At 50.0% G+C, this 18,566-nt stretch carries 18 protein-coding genes; 10 read left to right on the top strand and 8 right to left on the bottom strand.

Features of this window, described 5'->3' with window-relative positions; translation table 11 throughout:
• Window positions 1–171: 171 nt before the first annotated feature.
• Window positions 172–822, bottom strand: a complete 651-nt coding sequence (locus tag CR46_RS0113590; RefSeq protein ID WP_030073788.1) for a hypothetical protein — start codon at window positions 820–822, stop codon at window positions 172–174.
• 198 nt (window positions 823–1,020) lie between these two features.
• On the opposite strand from CR46_RS0113590, the gene CR46_RS0113585 reads away from it, so the two are divergent.
• Window positions 1,021–2,388: an L-serine ammonia-lyase gene (locus CR46_RS0113585; protein ID WP_030073786.1), complete on the top strand. Its 1,368-nt coding sequence runs from the start codon at window positions 1,021–1,023 to the stop codon at window positions 2,386–2,388.
• Here CR46_RS0113585 and CR46_RS0113580 read toward each other — a convergent pair.
• The gene (locus CR46_RS0113580) at window positions 2,385–3,281 is read right to left on the bottom strand and encodes a LysR family transcriptional regulator (protein WP_030073783.1); all 897 of its coding nucleotides are present in this window, start codon (window positions 3,279–3,281) and stop codon (window positions 2,385–2,387) included. The genes CR46_RS0113585 and CR46_RS0113580 overlap by 4 nt on opposite strands.
• 129 nt (window positions 3,282–3,410) lie before the next feature.
• Between CR46_RS0113580 and CR46_RS0113575 the strand changes: the two genes are divergently transcribed.
• The 4 genes from CR46_RS0113575 to mtgA all read left to right on the top strand — a co-directional run bounded on the left by CR46_RS0113575 (window position 3,411) and on the right by mtgA (window position 7,226).
• Window positions 3,411–4,394, top strand: coding sequence for an MBL fold metallo-hydrolase (locus CR46_RS0113575; RefSeq protein ID WP_051690188.1), 984 nt, complete (start codon window positions 3,411–3,413; stop codon window positions 4,392–4,394).
• A 65-nt stretch (window positions 4,395–4,459) separates the two neighbouring features.
• Entirely contained in the window at window positions 4,460–5,569 is a 1,110-nt protein-coding gene (locus CR46_RS0113570; protein WP_030073780.1) for an S-(hydroxymethyl)glutathione dehydrogenase/class III alcohol dehydrogenase, read from the top strand.
• 75 nt (window positions 5,570–5,644) lie between these two features.
• Window positions 5,645–6,499, top strand: coding sequence for an S-formylglutathione hydrolase (fghA, locus tag CR46_RS0113565; protein WP_030073778.1), 855 nt, complete (start codon window positions 5,645–5,647; stop codon window positions 6,497–6,499).
• A 10-nt stretch (window positions 6,500–6,509) separates the two neighbouring features.
• Window positions 6,510–7,226 (top strand): monofunctional biosynthetic peptidoglycan transglycosylase, encoded by a 717-nt coding sequence (gene mtgA, locus CR46_RS0113560; protein WP_030073777.1) that lies wholly within the window; start codon window positions 6,510–6,512, stop codon window positions 7,224–7,226.
• A 4-nt stretch (window positions 7,227–7,230) separates the two neighbouring features.
• Here the strand turns inward: mtgA and CR46_RS0113555 are convergent, their stop codons facing one another.
• The gene (locus CR46_RS0113555; protein WP_030073774.1) at window positions 7,231–8,175 is read right to left on the bottom strand and encodes a DMT family transporter; all 945 of its coding nucleotides are present in this window, start codon (window positions 8,173–8,175) and stop codon (window positions 7,231–7,233) included.
• A 145-nt stretch (window positions 8,176–8,320) separates the two neighbouring features.
• On the opposite strand from CR46_RS0113555, the gene CR46_RS0113550 reads away from it, so the two are divergent.
• From CR46_RS0113550 to CR46_RS0113540, 3 genes are all read left to right on the top strand, one after another.
• Window positions 8,321–8,710 (top strand): DUF4168 domain-containing protein, encoded by a 390-nt coding sequence (locus CR46_RS0113550; RefSeq protein WP_030073772.1) that lies wholly within the window; start codon window positions 8,321–8,323, stop codon window positions 8,708–8,710.
• 221 nt (window positions 8,711–8,931) lie between these two features.
• Window positions 8,932–10,842, top strand: coding sequence for a DUF294 nucleotidyltransferase-like domain-containing protein (locus tag CR46_RS0113545; protein WP_030073770.1), 1,911 nt, complete (start codon window positions 8,932–8,934; stop codon window positions 10,840–10,842).
• Window position 10,843: 1 nt separating this feature from the next.
• A complete protein-coding gene (locus CR46_RS0113540) occupies window positions 10,844–11,569 on the top strand; it encodes a 3'-5' exonuclease (RefSeq protein WP_030073767.1) in 726 nt (241 codons plus the stop codon).
• A 113-nt stretch (window positions 11,570–11,682) separates the two neighbouring features.
• Here the strand turns inward: CR46_RS0113540 and CR46_RS0113535 are convergent, their stop codons facing one another.
• The 5 genes from CR46_RS0113535 to CR46_RS0113515 all read right to left on the bottom strand — a co-directional run bounded on the left by CR46_RS0113535 (window position 11,683) and on the right by CR46_RS0113515 (window position 17,127).
• Window positions 11,683–13,323, bottom strand: a complete 1,641-nt coding sequence (locus CR46_RS0113535; protein ID WP_030073765.1) for a BCCT family transporter — start codon at window positions 13,321–13,323, stop codon at window positions 11,683–11,685.
• A gap of 51 nt (window positions 13,324–13,374) precedes the next feature.
• Window positions 13,375–13,797 (bottom strand): universal stress protein, encoded by a 423-nt coding sequence (locus CR46_RS0113530; protein WP_030073764.1) that lies wholly within the window; start codon window positions 13,795–13,797, stop codon window positions 13,375–13,377.
• A gap of 181 nt (window positions 13,798–13,978) precedes the next feature.
• Window positions 13,979–14,851, bottom strand: a complete 873-nt coding sequence (locus tag CR46_RS0113525; protein WP_030073763.1) for a glycine betaine ABC transporter substrate-binding protein — start codon at window positions 14,849–14,851, stop codon at window positions 13,979–13,981.
• A 237-nt stretch (window positions 14,852–15,088) separates the two neighbouring features.
• Complete coding sequence (locus CR46_RS0113520; protein WP_030073762.1) at window positions 15,089–15,925, bottom strand: ABC transporter permease; 837 nt, start codon at window positions 15,923–15,925, stop codon at window positions 15,089–15,091.
• On the bottom strand, window positions 15,925–17,127 hold the full coding sequence (locus CR46_RS0113515) for a quaternary amine ABC transporter ATP-binding protein (protein ID WP_030073760.1): 1,203 nt from the start codon (window positions 17,125–17,127) through the stop codon (window positions 15,925–15,927). Before CR46_RS0113515 ends, CR46_RS0113520 begins: the two co-directional genes overlap by 1 nt.
• A 459-nt stretch (window positions 17,128–17,586) precedes the next feature.
• Between CR46_RS0113515 and CR46_RS0113510 the strand changes: the two genes are divergently transcribed.
• Window positions 17,587–18,036 carry a hypothetical protein gene (locus CR46_RS0113510; protein WP_030073758.1) on the top strand — a complete coding sequence of 150 codons (450 nt, stop codon included), beginning with the start codon at window positions 17,587–17,589 and terminating at the stop codon, window positions 18,034–18,036.
• 264 nt (window positions 18,037–18,300) lie between these two features.
• The gene (locus CR46_RS17830; protein ID WP_035536739.1) at window positions 18,301–18,504 is read left to right on the top strand and encodes a hypothetical protein; all 204 of its coding nucleotides are present in this window, start codon (window positions 18,301–18,303) and stop codon (window positions 18,502–18,504) included.
• Window positions 18,505–18,566 lie beyond the last annotated feature (62 nt).

Here is an 18,566-nt window from a genome sequence, read left to right as displayed (position 1 = left end):
GTAGGTTGTTTTTCAGCAAAAATGCCCATGAGTCTGACGGACGACACTACGTTGAAGCCAACAGGGTCGCAAATGGCTTTGTGTATAACGAGATGTAAAAAATGAAATGCCGCCTACGCAGAGCGTAAGGCGGCGATAGCGAAGAGTGGCTAGCAAGAGTTAAGAGGAGAGTTAGCGAGCGTTTTGGCGCGCCTTGTAAATACGCCGTGTAATCAACAAAAGCTCGATCATGGCAAATAGAATCAAGCTGTAGCCCAAAAGCTCGATGGCTTCCTCTGCAACATCCTTAAATTCGCGGATATAGTTGTCCTGCATGACGGCTCGCCAAAAATCTTGGCGACCATAAAGACGAGAAAAAATGTAGGTAACCAATACGCCAGCAGTAAAAAGCCCAAACGCAAACGTGTTGCTATAATGTGAAAACTCTTCAATAAATCGGCGACGCTGCACGACGACCCACACTAGGCTGGGTATCACAATTAACGATACCAGTACTTTCCAGGTGTGTTCCGCAACGTAGTAATCTAAAAAGTAATCCTGTTCGCGTACCAGCGAAGAAGCCACAAATGCCAGCAGCAAAAGGGTGACAGTAGGCCACACTTTAAGTACTTGGCGCACATAAATTAATAAGCCACAACAACTGGCCAATATCAGGGTTTGGGCAAACTCCGTAAAGCCTAGTTCGGTATAGCGTACGTCAGGTAAATAGAGCGCTTCAAAATAACCGCCCTGGGCAATGCCAGCGATAAAAAATACATAAAGCGTTGCACGCAGAAGCGCATAACCAAAGCTAATGGGCCACTGCGGTGGGGTGGAGGGCATACCAACATCCTTATCGGAGAAATGACGTTATAAGAGAGATGCTCAAAAGCATGTATAGAAGAATATTCATTATATCGTCACCCTTCTATGCTCGCACGTCGAACTTAAGGTCGACCGCTCGACTAACAAGAGGATAAAGCTGCACAGTAACGTAGCGATCAGGACATCAACCACTACCGTTGAGGGGCGGAAAATACAATGGCGATAAGCGTTTTTGATCTCTTTAGAATTGGGATTGGCCCATCAAGCTCTCATACCGTTGGGCCGATGCGTGCAGCTCGGGATTTTAGCCAGTCGGTTACTTCACCGTCGCTGACGCGTATGGTGATTAGGCTCCACGGCTCATTAGCTTCTACCGGCATCGGCCATGGTACTGACGGTGCCATCATCATGGGCTTGATGGGAGAAATGCCAGAGTCAATTGATCCAGATACTATTGCCGAGCGACTGCGCGCACTGGATGAGGGCGCTCTGTTAACGCTACCCAATGGTCAAGCGCTAACGTTTGATCGTGCCCATGATATTGAATGGGACGAACATTGTTTACCCTTTCATCCGAATGCCATGATGTTAACGGCCTATCAGCACGATAAGGTTATTGCGACAAATACCTATTATTCCCTTGGTGGTGGCTTTTATGTCGACCAAGCCTGTGCCGATCAGGGAGGGTTAGACGAAGACAAAACGGCACTACCTTACCCATTTGAAACGGCAAATGAACTGTTAGCGCTTTGCCAAACAAATGGGCTGCGTATCAGTGAGCTAATGTTTGAAAACGAAAAAGCATGGCGCAGTGAAGGGGTGATTCGCACAGAGCTACTGACGATCTGGGAAGCCATGCGCACCAGTATTGAAAATGGCTTAAAAGCGACGGGGCACTTGCCCGGAGGGTTGAACGTTCGGCGGCGTGCCCATGGGCTTCACCAACAGCTGCTTTCACCTCCGCCGAACCAACGCTTAATCGTATCGAGCTTTACGGTGATGGATTGGGTTAATTTGTTTGCGCTGGCAGTGAATGAAGAGAACGCCGCAGGTAAACGCATGGTGACTGCACCAACGAACGGCGCCGCTGGTATTGTGCCTGCTGTATTGGCGTACTATTTAAAATTTGAGCCAAATGCCTGTGACGATGACGTAGTAACTTTTTTGCTGGCGGCGGGTGCTATGGGTATTTTGTGTAAAAAGAACGCGTCGATCTCCGGTGCTGAGGTTGGCTGTCAGGGGGAAGTCGGCTCAGCTTGCGCTATGGCCGCAGCGGGACTTGCTGAAGTGCTGGGTGGCTCGCCTAAGCAGGTGGAAAACGCTGCTGAAATTGGCTTAGAGCATAATCTTGGCCTTACTTGCGACCCTGTAGCGGGGTTGGTGCAAGTGCCGTGTATTGAGCGAAACGCTATTGCCTCGGTGAAGGCAATCAATGCTGCACGTATGGCGATGCATGGTGATGGTGAGCATTTTGTATCATTGGACAAAGTGATTCGCACCATGCGTGATACTGGCCGGGATATGCAAGATAAATACAAAGAAACGTCAAAGGGCGGCTTGGCTGTTAATGCCGTTGAGTGTTAAACGGGCGGGTAGGGTGGCAGCGTGGCGCTAATATTGGCCACTAAGTAATCAACGAGCTGGCGGATTTTGGGCGATAGATGCCGGTGGCGGGGGTAGACCGCCCATACTGCGGTGTCGTTGTGTTGGAAAGGCTCTAAAACGGACACCAGCTCACCGCTGGCAAGGTAGGGGGCGACGTAGTAATCCGGCAGCTGGGCCAGCCCTAGCCCTTTCAGCGCGGCATCAAGCAGCGCGGGGCCAGAATTGCCGCTCCAACAGCCTTCCAGTTTAACTTCGCGGCGCTGCCCATTGACCTCAAATAACCAGTTGGGGCGTGACCCCATCAAGCAGCGGTGCTGGCCAAGTTCCGATAACGTGTGTGGTCTAGGGGCTTGGCGAAAGTAAGCCCGCGATCCCACCACATACTCACGTCGTTCGCATAGCCTTCGCGCAATCAGGCTTGAGTCTTTAAGCACCCCCATGCGAATGGCAATATCGTAGCCCTCTTCAATAATCTCTACAGGGCGATTGGTGAAGTGCATATGCACCTCAAGCTGTGGGTGCAGGCACTGGAAATCATTAACGAGTGGCGCGATATAGCGCTCGCCGAACGTTGTCGCAGAAGTCAGCTTCAGCAGCCCACGCGGATTCGCTTGAAGTTCGCTGATAGCTTGCTCGGCATCGCGAAGGCCATCAAAGAGATGACGACAATGCTCAACGTAGATTGCCCCAGCATCGGTTAAACGAATTTGCCGTGTGGTGCGATACAAAAGCTGAACGCCCAGCTGATTTTCCAGTTGGCTCACTAAGCGACTGATATGCGATGTCGATACTTTTAAGTGGCGTGCGGCGGCCGAGAAGGTACCCAGCCTGACCACCTCGACAAATGCCTCGATACGATCCCAGCGTTGCACGAATTACCCTTAGTTAATCTCTAATTGTTGCTCAGTGACAATAATCTTGTGAGTGTATCCCGCTTTATCCCACTCGCCTAGCTGGCCTACACTGCAATCAACTTTGATGCCTTACGGAGTGCTTTGCTTATGTCGATGAACTCTTCACGCTGGACTCGCCGCGGGTTGGCTATTGCTATCGGTGCAGGCTGGGTTGCGGCAGCTCAGGCCGAGTTACCTGCTCAGCAGCTAGAGCAAGCGCCAGGCTGGTTCCGGATGATGGTAGGCGAATATGAAGTCACAGCACTTTATGATGGTCATACCACTCTAGATACATCGCTGCTAAAAGGCATGGAGCAAGACGATATTCTTCGCCATCTTGATGCTCTCTTTATTGATGCTGACAGTGGTATGCAGACAGCCGTGAATGCTTTTTTAATTCACACTGGTGAAAATCTGGTTCTGGTCGACGCTGGCTCGGCCGCTTGCTTTGGCCCCACATTAGGCCAAGTAGAGCAGAACTTGCGCGCGTCTGGTTATACGCCAGAGGACGTTGATACCGTTCTGATGACACACTTACACCCCGATCACGTGTGTGGGTTAGTCGACGATAACGGCGATGCTATTTATACCAATGCGGAACTGCGCGCTAGCCAGGATGATGCGGATTTTTGGCTGGATGAAGAGCGTACCCAAGCGTTGCCAGAAGCCGATCGTGCCTTTTTTATTATGGCCCAAGAAGCCGTTGCCCCTTATCAAGATGCCGATCGTTTTAACCCTTTTACGCCCGGTGATGAACTATTGATGGGAGTCGTGGCGCAAGATACCCACGGCCACACCGCTGGACACGCAAGTTTTATGCTTAACAGCGATGATGACGCCATGCTGGTATGGGGCGACGTCGTCCACAGCTACGGCGTTCAGTTTGCCGACCCCAGCGTAGCGATTGAGTTTGATACTGATCCTGAACAAGCTATTCGTACCCGTGAAACAGTGCTGGAAAGTGCCGCAGAAGATAAGCACTGGGTCGCCGGTGCGCATATGCCGTTCCCTGGTATTGGTCATGTCGCCAAAGGTGAAGATGGCTATCGCTGGGTGCCCATTGAGTTTGGCCCGGTCACTACCGACGAATAGCACTACGCAAATCTCAGCGAAGGCGCCTGCTGCAAGGCGCACTCAGTTAATTGTTAGGAGTTTTTATGAAATCACGCGCCGCTGTAGCACTCGAAGCGGGTAAACCGCTTGAATTAGTTGAGATCGATGTGGAAGGCCCTAAAGCGGGTGAAGTGCTGGTTAAGATGGCTGCGACTAGCGTATGCCACACCGATGCTTATACCCTTTCTGGCGCTGACCCCGAAGGTAATTTCCCTGCAGTATTGGGACACGAAGGTGCTGGCGTGGTACAAGAAGTAGGCGAGGGAGTGACCAGCGTTAAGCCGGGTGATCATGTGATCCCGCTGTACACTGCAGAGTGCGGAAAATGTAAATTCTGCCTATCCGGAAAAACTAATCTGTGTGGCAGCGTGCGCGCTACTCAAGGTAAAGGTGTGATGCCTGATGGTACCTCGCGCTTTTCACTAGAGGGCAAAATGCTCCATCACTATATGGGCACGTCGACCTTTAGTGAGTACACCGTACTGCCAGAAGTGTCGCTGGCGGTGGTCTCCAAAGAAGCACCCATGGATAAAATTTGTCTGTTGGGTTGCGGTGTAACTACCGGTATTGGTGCAGTACTGAATACGGCAAAGGTAGAGCCAGGTTCGACGGTTGCGGTTTTTGGCTTGGGCGCGATTGGTTTAGCGGTCATCCAGGGGGCGGTGATGGCAAAGGCCTCTAAGATTATTGCCATCGATGTAAACCCCGATAAATTTGCATTGGCTAAACAGTTTGGCGCGACTGACTTCGTCAATCCCAAAGAGTACAGCGACCCAATTCAGCAAGTCATTGTCGATATGACCGATGGCGGTGTCGATTACTCTTTCGAGTGTATCGGTAATGTTAATGTAATGCGCTCGGCCCTTGAGTGCTGCCATAAAGGCTGGGGCGAGTCGATTATTATTGGAGTAGCGGGCGCTGGCGAAGAGATCTCCACGCGCCCCTTCCAGCTGGTCACCGGGCGTGTTTGGAAAGGCTCTGCGTTTGGCGGTGTTAAAGGCCGCAGTGAGTTACCGGGATACGTCGAGCGCTATATGAATGGCGAGCTGAATATTGACGACTTTATTACTCACGACATGCCGTTTGAGAAAATTAATGAAGCCTTCGATCTGCTTCATGCAGGGAAGAGCATTCGTACCGTACTGCATTACTGAGTATTATTGGTTATAGAGTAAAGGAGCGCGGTAGGGGAAACCCGCCGCGTTTTCATCTTTTCAAGGAGCTTGCCCATGAGCATGAGCGAAACTTTAGAACTAGTGTCTGCCAACCGTAGTTTTGGTGGCTGGCACAAGCGCTACCGCCACTACTCCCGGGCGCTGGACTGCGACATGGTATTTGCGGTTTACCTGCCACCTCAGGCAGAGAATGAGCGCGTACCGCTGCTTTGGTGGTTGTCAGGTTTAACCTGTAACGATGAAAACTTTATGCAGAAAGCTGGCGCGCATCGTATCGCTGCTGAGCTAGGAGTGGCGATTGTTTGCCCCGATACCAGCCCTCGCGGTACTGAGCTGCCCGGTGAACATGAAAGTTATGATCTAGGGTCAGGTGCAGGCTTTTATGTAAATGCCACGCAAGCTCCTTGGAAGTCTAACTACCGCATGTACGACTATGTGATAGAAGAGTTGCCTTCGGTAGTACGTCAGCACTTCCCGGTGAACGGGCGCGAGTCGATCAGTGGTCACTCCATGGGCGGCCACGGTGCGCTAATCCTGGCGTTGCGTCACCCTGGCCGGTTCCGTTCGGTATCTGCCTTTGCGCCGATTGTTAACCCCATGAACTGCCCCTGGGGACAAAAAGCGTTCACTAGTTATTTAGGCGATGACCAATCCCGTTGGCGTCAGTATGATGCCTGCGAGCTAGTGGCGAATGGTGCCTCGCGACAGCGGCTGTTTATCGACCAGGGCGAGGCCGACCAGTTCTTGGATGAACAATTGATGCCGGAGCGTTTGGAAGCGGTGTGTGAAGAACATGATCACCCACTGACACTTCGTCGCCAGCCAGGCTACGACCATAGCTACTTCTTTATCGCTTCGTTTATCGAGGAACATTTACGCTATCATGCAGACCACCTCATGAAGCGCTAAGGATATCGAAATGCTCAATCGCGCGTTGCGCCGTTCTCTTGGTTTGATATGGCGTCTTATCTGGCGTGGCGCGCTAGTTTTTATTGTCCTCTCTATTGCACTGGTGATGCTGTTCCGATTTGTGCCACCCCCCGGCTCAATGGTGATGGTAGAGCGTAAAGTACAAAGCTGGATCAACAGTGAACCTATCGATATACAACGCCAATGGAGAAGCTGGGATAGTCTATCCAGCAATGCCAAACTGGCAGTGATTGCGGCTGAAGACCAGCGTTTCCCCGAGCACAGAGGGTTTGATTTAGTGGAAATGCGTCGTGCTTGGGAAGCTAGCCGAGATGGAGCACGTTTACGTGGTGCGAGTACGTTAAGCCAGCAAACGGCCAAAAATGTGTTTTTATGGAGCGGTCGAAGCTGGGCGCGTAAAGGGCTAGAGGCGTGGTTTACGCTGCTGATAGAAGTCTTGTGGGACAAGCAACGTATACTGGAAGTGTATTTGAACGTTGCGGAGTGGGACACCGGTGTTTTTGGATTGGAAGCTGCAGCTGATCACTATTTTGGTGCGTCTGGAAGTGCTTTGACCGAACGGCAAGCAAGCCTACTAGCGGCTATTCTTCCTAGCCCGCGTACCCGCAGCGCCTCACGGCCAGACGCTCAGGTCGAGCGCCGTAGCCAGTGGATTCGACAGCAGATGCGTAATTTAGGTGGTGTCCGTTATTTAGAGCGCCTGTAACGCGTCAGGTTTTCTCTTTTAGTTTTCGCTCTTTTGGTTTTCGTACCACCATCACGACCCCTGCGATAGCAATAGCCATGCCTACTAGCCCAAGCAGGGGTAAACGCTCATCAAACAGCCACCACGCCTGTAGCGCGGTAACTGGTGGTACCAGATAAAATAAGCTGGCCACTCGTGATGCTTCCCCCTTTTTGATTAACGCCATTAATAGCAGAATGGCGGAAATAGAGAGCACCAGTACCAGCCAGCCTAGTGTGAGCACAAACGTTAGGCTCCATTCAATCTGGCGAGTTTCAAACAGCAGTGCCCCACTCCCCAGCAGTACCCCCGCCGCGATATATTGAATCGCTGCCCCTGAAAGAAGTGGCATCGTTGTACAGTAGCGTTTTTGGTAAAGCGTACCTAATGAGATGCCTAGCAAGGCAGCGGTAACACTAACTAAGGCGCCAAGGCCAAATCCCGAAAACAGCGAGGTGCCGAACTCTAGCTTGCTGCCTAACACAAGACAGATGCCCACAAGGCCAAGCAGTAGCCCCAACCATTGGCGGGGTGTTAAACGCTCACCCAATAATGGGCCAGCAAAGGCAGCGGTTAGCAATGGTTGCAGGCCAACCAAAAGCGCCGCTAATCCGGCAGGCATACCTAAATAAATTCCGTAAAACACCCCACCTAAATAAGTGCCGTGTACCAACAGCCCTGAAACACCTATATGTAGCCAAAGCACGGGTGATGACGGCCATGCAATGCGCATTAGCCACGTCAATGGAATCAGCAACATAAGAGTGAGCACGAATCGAACAAACAAAAAGGTAAATGGTTCTGCGTAGGGTAGGCCAAATTTTGCGCCAATAAACCCTGTGCTCCAGAGTAAAACAAATAGTCCAGGCATGGCTGTAAGGCTTAAAGAGGCCATATTGATATTTTCTAAGTTATTGATACTTTTAGACATAGTTCCTCATTATAGGCGCTCTCTGTGCGCTTAATTGTTACATTGCGTTCTTTTTGTTACTAACTTTTACATGAAAATTTGAACCTGTAGCTGAACAGCGCGTCACACGAAGCACATTCATAACGCATCAATGAGGTTTCTTACTATGCAACGTATGACTGCTTTGTTCTCTGCTGCTCTTCTCGCTACAGGTCTACTGGCTGGTACCGCGCATGCGCAGCAAACTCAAGACCCGGCTCAAGATCCAATGGCTACCCAGCAAGCACCAGCCCAGGATTTTTCTGATGAGCAGTTACAGCAGTTCGCCGATGCTTCTCAAGAAATCGCCGTGATCTCTCAAGAGTACACACAGCGTCTGCAGGAAGCAGAAGATGAATCCACTCAACAGGAAGTTCGCGCTGAAGCTAACGACCGTATGATTGAAGTCGTTGAAGATAGCGGTTTAGATGTTGATACCTTTAACGCCATTGGTCAGTCAATTCAGCAAGACCCTGAAATGATGCAGCGTGTTCAGGAAATGGCTAACCAGTCATAAGTTTAGTCAATGTTATGGCAATCAGGTTTTTATAGTGAGTCCTCCTTGAACATAAAAATCTAGCTAACATAACGTGTTTGATCCAATGTAAACCCAGCGTTCTGCGCTGGGTTTTTTTGCTTTTGTTACCACCCATTGATGGCCTGAGGGTTTACGGTTCACGCTATCCAAGACAAACTTTATCTATTGTTAATGCTGTCGCGCCAAGTGCAGGAGATCGCATGGATGTTGAGCTATTAGAAATACGTCAGCATATGGGGCAGTATCCCCCGTTTGATGGTTTATCGGATGCGTTGCTAGACGCCATTGCTGAGCACGTTCAAGTACGCTACTACAAAACGGGGAGCGATATATTAAAGTTTGACGATACGCTTACAGAGTTATGCTATATCCGCAGTGGCGCGGTAGAAGTCTACCGCCGTCAGGGCGAGCTTTATAACCGTCTGGGAGAAGGGGATATCTTCGGCCATTTTAGCCTGCTGCGAAACCATAAAGTGCGGTTACCCGCGAAGGCGATCGAAGATACGCTAATTTATTTTATACCTAATGACGTCTTCCAGCGGCTTTGCGAAGAAGACGATGACTTTGCTGACTTCGTTGAACTTGAACGCCCTCGCTTAGAAACCGCTGCAGAGCAGCAAAAAAAGTCCAATGACATGATGGTCACTAGGATACGCAAATTGGTAACGCGCTATCCCGTGATGGTTGAGTCAACAATCACTGTCCAGCAAGCGGCTCAACAGGTGAGCGACGCTCAGGCATCTGCGGTGCTGGTGATTAATGAGGGCAGTAATAATCCTCGTTACAGCTTTCAAGATAGCGAAGGCAAAACCTGGCAAATGTGCGGCATTCTGACGGATAGCGATTTTCGCACTCGGGTGGTGGCAGAAGGTTTATCAGCTCAAACGGCGATTGGCGACGTCATCTCTGAGCGGCTAATCACCATTCAATCAGATGCATCGGTTTATGAGGCCATGCTGACGATGCTACGCAACAATGTTCACCACTTACCCGTGCTTTATCGCCAGCGACCGGTAGGGGTTGTTCACCTTTCTGATATTATTCGCTACGAAACGCAAAGTGGGTTGTATCTGGTAAGTAATATTTTCAACCAGTCCAGCGCCCAGGGGTTAGCGAGACTCGCTCCAGATGTACGTGCTGCTTTCGTAAGAATGGTGCAAGAAGGTGCTAATTCACAAATGGTGGGGAGTGCCTTATCGACCATTGGGCGTAGTTTTACCCGACGTTTGTTAGAGCTTGCTGAAGAAACGCTGGGTCCACCGCCAGTACCTTACTGCTTCATGGTTAATGGCTCCATGGCGCGCAATGAGCAAAGTATCGTCACTGATCAGGATAACGCGCTGATCTTATCAGATGATTTTAATCCTGAGGAACATGACGACTACTTTCATGCGTTAGCCGCCTTTGTAAGCGATGGCTTAGATGCCTGTGGATATACTTACTGCAAAGGCGATGTGATGGCGACTAACCGCCAGTGGCGTCAGCCGTTACATGTTTGGAAGCGCTATTTTCAAGACTGGATGGCCAATCCAACCCCTGAAAGGCTGCTGCATAGTTCGATCTTCTTTGATTTAGACAGCATTTATGGCGAAGACCATTTTGTCGAAGCGCTGCAAGACTTGATAGCCCACACTGCTCCACAGTCGCCGCTGTTTTTGGCAGCCATGGCCCGCAATGCGCTAAATCGAACGCCGCCGCTAGGGTTCTTCCGTACCTTTGTGATGGAAAAAGATGGAAAGCATAACAACTCCATTAACTTAAAACGGCGCGGTACTGCCCCCATGGTCGATCTTATTCGAATTCATGCGTTGGCCTGTGGCTCAAAAGCGCAGAACTCGTTTCAGCGCTTAAACGATATTAGCAATACCCAGCTATTGGCAACCGGTGTTAGTGACAAGCTCAGCTACGCGTTTGAGTTTTTATGCATGTCACGAATTCGCCACCAAATGATTGATCTCCAAGAAGACCGCACGCCCGATAACAATATCGAGCCGGAGAATGTTGACGATAGCGAGCGCCATACGCTGAAAGATGCCTTTCAAGTACTCAGTAATGCGCAAAAATTCCTGAAATTCCGCTATCCCTTACCTGCCCAACGGCAGGGGCGATAATATGCATGGAATCCGACTTCGTCAAAAAGTGGTTCAAGCTAACTGGTTAGATTATATGGCTGAGCGTGCTGAGTTATCTAACAATAGTGCGCTAAAGCAATTTTATGCGACGCCGCTGCCCAGCCCGGATACCCCTATCTCTCAGGTACCGATGGTGGCGTTGGATATGGAAACCACAGGCCTGGATGAGCGGCGACATGCGATTGTTAGCATAGGGGTGGTACCTTTTACATTGGACCGCATCCCACTAGCTCAGCGTCGTTATTGGGTATTGAAGCCGCCACGGCCGTTAGATGAAGCGTCTATTGCCTATCATCATATTACTCACTCCGAAATTGCCAGTGCGCCTGACCTAGACGACGTGCTAGATGATTTATTAGCGGTGCTAGCTGGTCGCGTGGTGGTGGTTCATTTTCGCAATATCGAGCGCCCGTTTCTTGATGCTGCCGTGAAAGCACGACGGGGAGAAGGGCTGCTGTTCCCGATGATTGACACCATGTCGTTGGAGGCGCGCATGCATAGACAAACGCTGTGGGCACGCTTTCGACGTTGGTTAGGGCAGCCGCCAGTATCGATTCGTTTAAATGCCAGCCGTGAACGCTACTCTTTGCCAGCTTATCAAGGTCATCATGCGTTGGTGGATGCACTTGCGACAGCAGAGTTACTACAAGCTCAAGTTAGTTATCACTACACGAAAGAAACACCCTTGAGTGATATTTGGGTTTGAGTAAGTGTCGTTTGAGCCTAAATAGTAGGGCGTAAAAAGTAGGGCGGTGCATAACGCAAACGGGCAGCCAAATGGCTGCCCGTTTGCGATTTAGTACAAGTATTAACGATTTACTATACCGCTTTAGGCTCGCTCATTAGACCCTTGATAATGGCATAACATGCCACCAGCAAAATAATGGTAAATGGGAAGCCGGTAGACACCGCCATGGTTTGCAGCGCGGTTAAACCACCGCCCAATAGCAACGCAATAGCGATAGCCCCTTCTATAATGGCCCAGAAGACACGCTGTGGCTTAGGCGCATCTACTTTGCCGCCTGCGGTGATGGAGTCAATAACCAACGAGCCGGAGTCAGAAGAAGTCACAAAGAAAATAATGACCAGCAGAATTGCCACAAACGAGGTAATTTGTGACAGCGGCAATTGTTCAAGCATCACAAACAGCTGTAAATCGACGCCTGCATCACGCACGGCCTCAATGCCTTGGCTAACGTACTGATCAATAGCGGTGCCGCCAAAGGTGGTCATCCAGAGTACCGATACAATGGATGGCACCAACAGTACCGAAATTAAGAACTCGCGTACGGTACGGCCGCGGGAAACCCGTGCGATAAACATACCGACGTACGGAGACCAGGAAATCCACCATGCCCAGTAGAAGGCTGTCCAACCTTGACTAAAGTTCGCATCTTCACGGCCAAATGGATTTGAGAGCGCAGGGAGGTGAACAACATAGTTAAGCAAGTTTTCAAAGAAACCTGTGGCTATGAGCAGCGTTGGACCAACGGCAATCACGAAGAAGAGTAGCAGCGCTGCCATCGCGATATTGATTTTCGACAGCAGCTGAACGCCCTTATCCACACCCGCTAAAATAGAGCCGATGGCAATAATTGTGATACCGATGATCAGCAGGATCATGGTGATATCGCTTTCCGGTGCGCCGAACAGGTAGGACAACCCTGCGGCTGCCTGGGTGGCCCCTAAGCCAAGCGATGTAGCCAAACCAAACAGCGTGGCGAAGACCGCGAGAATATCGATCAGATGGCCTGGCCATCCCCACACGCGTTCGCCCAGGAGGGGATAAAACACCGAACGCATAGAGAGGGGAAGGCCTTTATTAAACGAAAACAGGGCAAGGGACAGTGCCACTACCGCGTAAATTGCCCAGGGGTGAAGCCCCCAATGAAAGATAGTCGCTGCCATACCTAGCGCCGCGGCACCGGCTGCATCACCCTCAGCGCCCGCTAAGGGTGCCCAGCTTCCACCGTCAAAAGACGTTCCAAAGTGGGTCAACGGCTCATTAACGCCGAAGAACATTAGGCCAATGCCCATACCTGCGGCAAAAAGCATTGAAAACCAGCCCACATAGGTAAAGTCTGGTTTAGCATCAGCGCCGCCTATGCGAATTTTACCCAGTGGCGAAATAATTAACCCAAGGCACAAGATAACGAAAATATTGGCAGCAAGAATAAAGAACCACGCCAAATTGCCGGTCAAGAAGCTAAAAATAGCATCGTAAACGGGAGCAATGGTGTCCTGTAAAGCGAGTGTTAGAATGACAAACAGGAGGATGACGATCGATGAAATCGTGAAAACCTTGCCATGCAAGTCAAGGTTAACTCCCATTGTACTTGTGGTGATATTGTCTTGACCGATCACATAATCAGTGTCGATAAGATTTGCCGGCCCCTCTGGGGCTGGAATACCCTCTGAGGCTGGTTCATCGGGTGATAGATTTTGCGGTTTTTTATCCACAAAGCTGCTCCCTTAATTATCGAAATTGTAAGCGTTACAACGCAATGTTCTTTATTGCGGCAACCGAATGAGAAAAACGGAGGCACCCGTATGCGTGGCAACCTTGCCACCATGAGACGGCATAATGGCATCTAGGTGACGTGGTAAATGCGTAGCCATCATGACTAAATCTGCCCCTACCTCATCAATTGCTTTCACCAGCAGCGAATCAACGTTAGCAATGGGGTCGGTTGAGCTATACACCTTGATGCTAACGGGCTGGCCATGAACGCTGTGCCGTTCTTGGGCGAAAGCCTCAAGCTTTTGCTCATACTCTTGGGGTGTGCGGGCGATGCTGGTTGGCGTATTAGCCGTGACGCCGACATAGGTGATATGCGAGTCATATTGTTTGGCAAGGTCAGCAACAACGCGTAACGAGGGTTCAAGAGTTTCTAGGTGGGCAAGGTCTACAGGCACCATAATGTTGTTAAACATGGCAAGCTCCTAGAGTGGCCTATCTGGGTGCTCGATACGGCGTAGTTACTACACTGAATTTCGAGCATCTGATGACACTGGACACATCAATAGAGTGAATGGCTGTAGCCGCTGAACCGGTGTTTTCAAACTCTTCAGTTCAGCGGCTTATGACACTATACCTTGTACAGTTTAGGTACTATTAGGAATTGAGCCACGTTTCTACAACATCTTGGTTATCTTCTACCCACTGTTTAGCATTCTCGTAGGGGTCGCTGTTATCTTCCTGATTCATCAGCATGACCTCACCCATCTGTTCGGGTGTCCACTCAAAGGCATCAAGAATGGCGTAGGCTTCTGGCATGTCATCTTTTAAGCCTTGGCGTACCACGGTGTGAATCTGCTCGGCACCGCCATACACTTCTTCTGGGTCTTCAAGATATTTCAGGTCGAAACGAGCAAACATCCAGTGCGGTGTCCAGCCAGTCACCACGACATCTTCTTCATTGTTAATTGCGCTTGAAAGCGCTGCGGTCATGGTAGCACCGCTACCGCTACGCAGACGCAGTCCGAGATCATAGGTATCCACAACCTCTTCGGTAAGCGCCATTAGGCCTGCACCGGGGTCAATACCGATGATCTCGCCGTTAAAGCTGTCGGCGTTATCGTTTAGGTCAGCGATAGAATCAACGTCGGTATAAGACGGCACAACTAGACCTAGCTTGGTACCATCCAGATTCATGCCGAGATCTTCAACGTTACTTCCTACACGCTCCATGTAGTCAGCGTGGGTAGTCGGCAGCCAAGCGGCAACAATGGCATCTGCATCCCCTGTTGAAAGTGCCTGGAACATGGCGGCGGCCGAAAGTGATGTTAGCTCAACCTCAAACCCTGCTTGTTCGAGTACGGCTGCCATGACATTGGTAGAAGCCACTTCAGACGACCACTCAACGTAGGCAAGGTTGATCGTGCCCTGATCCTGGGCATAAGCCAAACTGCCGGCAGTCATGCCAGTACCAGCAATTAGGGCTAATGAGGCGAGGCGGATGCGGTGATTTAACGTACGAGTTTTCATACTTGTGCTCCTTGGTAAAAGTAGTGGCTTTTATCTCTTCTCTATCGTTGTCTCTATTACAACAGACAATTCACAATAGACAGCGAGTAAGTGCCACGACTGTAATAAACAAGCTAACAAGCGCTGCTTAATTATAAATTTAGATCACACTATTAGCATGCGGATGCCAGCAGAGTGAATCAAGTAGACTGGTCAACGCAGTATTTTTGATAGCTGCGAGCCCCGTCTTAACTAGGCTTATTGCGAACGACGCGTTTTCCGTAGTGATTGCGTTAAACGGTCAAGTAGCATGGCTAGAATGACAACAGCGATTCCAGCTTCGAAACCATCGCCGGGACGCAGTCGCTGAATTGCACGCCATACCTCGCTCCCCAGGCCATCCGCGCCGATCATGGCGGCGATAACCACCATCGAAAGTGCCAACATAATAGTCTGGTTAATCCCTGCCATTACTGTCGGTAGTGATAGCGGAAGTTGTACCTTGAATAATTTTTGACTGCGTGTTGCGCCATAGGCATCGGCGGCCTCAATAAGCTCAACCGGGACCTGACGAATGCCAAGAGTTGTAAAGCGAATAGCTGGCGGCATCGAGAATATTACGGTCGCAAAAATGGCGGAGACAGAGCCAATACCGAAAAATGGAATGGCGGGTATCAGGTACACAAATGCAGGCATGGTCTGCATGAAATCCAGTATGGGCATGATCAGGCGGTAAAGCCGATTTGATAGGGCTGCCGCAATGCCTACTGGCAATGCGATAACCACGGCCACCAGGGTGGCGAAGACCACCAGCGTGAGGGTCTCTATCATCGGGTTCCAGAGCCCTAGGTTCCAAATTAAGGCTAACCCAGCCACTGCACCAAGTGCTAAGCGGACACCCGCTAACTTCAAACAAAGTAGTGCGATCAAGCCAAGTAGCGCCCATTCAGGTAGCCACATCAAGCTGTCGTTTAATACATCAATGCCCGTTTGGGTAAAGCGAGAGATGCCCCGCGTTACAGACGAGTACTCGCTTGTTAACCAGGTTAAGCCGCTCTCAATCCAATCGCCAAGAGGAATGCTTGGAATATCCATTACTGTTCTCCTGCCCGTGCTAATTCATCCAGTACCGCACCCTTCACAACAACGCCAAGTAACCGCTGCTGATCATCAACAACGGCGATGGGGAAGCTTTTATCGCTAAACATAGCGAACAGATTGTGCAGGGGTTCCTCGGGAGGGACTTTGCGGAAGTCTTGAGTCAGGTGATCAGTAATCGTTTCTGACTTGGCATCAATCGCTTTGCTTGCCGATTCAGCCTCTAACAAGCCGATTAGGCGGCGATCACGGTCAGTGACGTATATTGAATCAATACTATGGTCGCGCATCCGATGTAGAGCCGTACGCGGGCCATCGCTTTCTCGAGCAGTAGAGCGCACTGGGCGCATAGCACTTTCGGCGGTGAGTACCCTCGAACGATCGACGCCTTCAATAAAGCGGCGTACATAGTCATCGGCTGGTTGGGTCAATATTTCTTCCGGGGTGCCGATTTGTACGACTTCGCCATCTTTTAGAAGTACGATACGGTCACCAATATTGAGCGCTTCATCCAAGTCGTGGGTAATGAAGACGGTGGTTTTCTGCATTTTAGATTGCAGTTGCAGCAGCTCTTGCTGCATATCTTTGCGGATTAGAGGGTCAAGCGCTGAAAATGCTTCGTCCATCAATAGTACGGTGGAGTCATTCGCTAGCGCGCGGGCCAGACCGACACGCTGCTGCATACCACCAGAAAGCTGGTTAGGGTAAGCCTCTTCCCAACCATCTAACCCTACTTGTGTTAGCGCGTTTTGGGCAATGTGCTTACGTTCCGCTTTATCTACGCCGCGAATTTCAAGTCCGAATTCAGCGTTTTGACGCACTGTGCGGTGAGGAAATAGCGCGAAGTTTTGAAACACCATAGAAAAATGACGGCGACGACACTCCAGTAACGCCTTTTCGCCCAGCGTGGGAATATTTTCACCATCAATCACTATCTCGCCTTCGGTGGTATCAATCAGGCGATTTAAACAACGAATCAACGTTGACTTGCCAGAACCTGATAGCCCCATGATGACGAGCAGTTCGCCCTCATAGACATCGAAAGAGATATTGGAAAGGCCTAGCGTTTGACCCGTTTTTTCAAGGATTTCAGGGCGTTTTAAGCCTTGGTCGCGGAGCTCAAGGGCTTTTTTTGGCTGCTTACCAAATACCTTGCTTAAGCCGCGTACCTGAATTTTGACAGGGCGTGTCTCGTCCATCAGCGATGCCTATTGCGTGAATGAGCAGCCTTGTGTCGTTGCTCAGTTCGCTTCCTAGTGACCAGATGGCTTTCCCTGCAAACAGCGACACAAAACGGTTCATAATTGAAATTTAAGTTTGGGTTCGGTTATTTATTAATATTTATTATACATAAGTAGACAAGGTGTGTCACAACGCCTCCTGTGCTAGGCGTCCAATGTCGTCACATGTGCCAGTTTGAACCCACGTCCGTTCACTGCTTGTTAATGATTGGAGGGTTTTCTTTTTTATTTAAATTTATGATTTTTAACAATAATTGTTTTTTATCTGAGTGTAGGCATAAGTTATGCAAGATTATAAGTAACGTAATGATTTTATTTTTAAACTGTCTTTGTCACTGAACCTTTTTTTGGTCGACAGCTTTATGATTGACAGTTTTTACGATTGACAGCTTTTATGTTGGAAGGGAGGTAAGTCGTATGGATAAGCACGCTAAACAAGTTACTAAACGCCCACGTGTACTTACACTATGCATGTTAGCGGCCACCGTAAGCACGCTTGCGCTCGCCGGTTGTGGCAATGGTGACGACGACATGCCGCCTGCAGAACAGCCAGAAACCATGGAGCAGGATGCCACTTCTTCAACGGATCAAGTGTCGTCTGGTGATGACAATACGGCCATGGATACCACCTCAGATCCTATGATGAACGATGATCCTGACGTGGCAGAAGACTCCGCTATGAATGAAGACCCTGGATTAAGCGATGATGCAGCGGCTTCACAAGAACCGATGCCAGAAACAGAAGCAAATGTTGGAGAAGAAGATCCTGAAGAGAACCCAGGCTTTGGTGAAGGTACTGAACCAATGCCAACTACGGATGAAGATGACACGGATGAGAATGACGACGAGATGAATAGCGGTCAGTAATCGTTAACGCTCCCTACGATGGTAAATCGACCCAGCTGTCTGTTCCCTGCGGCTGCTCCACCCGATTTATCATCCTTTTCCCCCGCGCCCGCGGGGGTTTTTTTATGGCAACAATACCAGCGCCAACAACTGGCTTTGCAGAGTTTGTAGAGCGGGTCTTCCCACCCATGCTTTTTTGGCGTCCTAGCAAATAGCCACTAAGGTTAAGAGGCGGTGGGTGTAAAAAGCGCCTTTGCAATTAACCAATCAAGGAAGGAGAACGACATGATGTCACTGAAACCTACTGTACGATTATTAGCGTTACTGCTGAGTGTATTGCTGGTTGCTGGTGTGCTATCCGGTTGTGGCAATGATTCACCCCCTAACGCCGATGCAGAGCAAGAGATAGAAGAGCCGATGGGCACGGGGCCGATGGCCAATGATGGAACCACGCCTGAAGAAACGCCAGGAGAGGGCGTTACCGAATAATCTGGCGTCTTATAGAAAGCTGAACCGGTCACTTTGGTGTGTGACCGGTTTATCCTATTACG

The organism is Vreelandella neptunia (assembly GCF_000712975.1).
Lineage (GTDB): Bacteria > Pseudomonadota > Gammaproteobacteria > Pseudomonadales > Halomonadaceae > Vreelandella > Vreelandella qaidamensis.
This window is presented reverse-complemented; position numbering and strand designations above follow the sequence as displayed.

Excerpts from the sequence above, each read along its gene's own strand:
- CR46_RS0113550 (WP_030073772.1), top strand. The coding sequence starts at position 8,321 with ATGCAACGTATGACTGCTTTGTTCTCTGCTGCTCTTCTCGCTACAGGT.
- fghA (WP_030073778.1), top strand. The coding sequence starts at position 5,645 with ATGAGCATGAGCGAAACTTTAGAACTAGTGTCTGCCAACCGTAGTTTT.
- CR46_RS0113570 (WP_030073780.1), top strand. The coding sequence starts at position 4,460 with ATGAAATCACGCGCCGCTGTAGCACTCGAAGCGGGTAAACCGCTTGAA.
- CR46_RS0113575 (WP_051690188.1), top strand. The coding sequence starts at position 3,411 with ATGTCGATGAACTCTTCACGCTGGACTCGCCGCGGGTTGGCTATTGCT.
- CR46_RS17830 (WP_035536739.1), top strand. The coding sequence starts at position 18,301 with ATGATGTCACTGAAACCTACTGTACGATTATTAGCGTTACTGCTGAGT.
- CR46_RS0113545 (WP_030073770.1), top strand. The coding sequence starts at position 8,932 with ATGGATGTTGAGCTATTAGAAATACGTCAGCATATGGGGCAGTATCCC.
- CR46_RS0113520 (WP_030073762.1), bottom strand. The coding sequence starts at position 15,925 with ATGGATATTCCAAGCATTCCTCTTGGCGATTGGATTGAGAGCGGCTTA.
- CR46_RS0113510 (WP_030073758.1), top strand. The coding sequence starts at position 17,587 with ATGGATAAGCACGCTAAACAAGTTACTAAACGCCCACGTGTACTTACA.
- CR46_RS0113525 (WP_030073763.1), bottom strand. The coding sequence starts at position 14,851 with ATGAAAACTCGTACGTTAAATCACCGCATCCGCCTCGCCTCATTAGCC.
- CR46_RS0113540 (WP_030073767.1), top strand. The coding sequence starts at position 10,844 with ATGCATGGAATCCGACTTCGTCAAAAAGTGGTTCAAGCTAACTGGTTA.
- CR46_RS0113585 (WP_030073786.1), top strand. The coding sequence starts at position 1,021 with ATGGCGATAAGCGTTTTTGATCTCTTTAGAATTGGGATTGGCCCATCA.
- CR46_RS0113555 (WP_030073774.1), bottom strand. The coding sequence starts at position 8,175 with ATGTCTAAAAGTATCAATAACTTAGAAAATATCAATATGGCCTCTTTA.
- mtgA (WP_030073777.1), top strand. The coding sequence starts at position 6,510 with ATGCTCAATCGCGCGTTGCGCCGTTCTCTTGGTTTGATATGGCGTCTT.
- CR46_RS0113590 (WP_030073788.1), bottom strand. The coding sequence starts at position 822 with ATGCCCTCCACCCCACCGCAGTGGCCCATTAGCTTTGGTTATGCGCTT.
- CR46_RS0113515 (WP_030073760.1), bottom strand. The coding sequence starts at position 17,127 with ATGGACGAGACACGCCCTGTCAAAATTCAGGTACGCGGCTTAAGCAAG.
- CR46_RS0113530 (WP_030073764.1), bottom strand. The coding sequence starts at position 13,797 with ATGTTTAACAACATTATGGTGCCTGTAGACCTTGCCCACCTAGAAACT.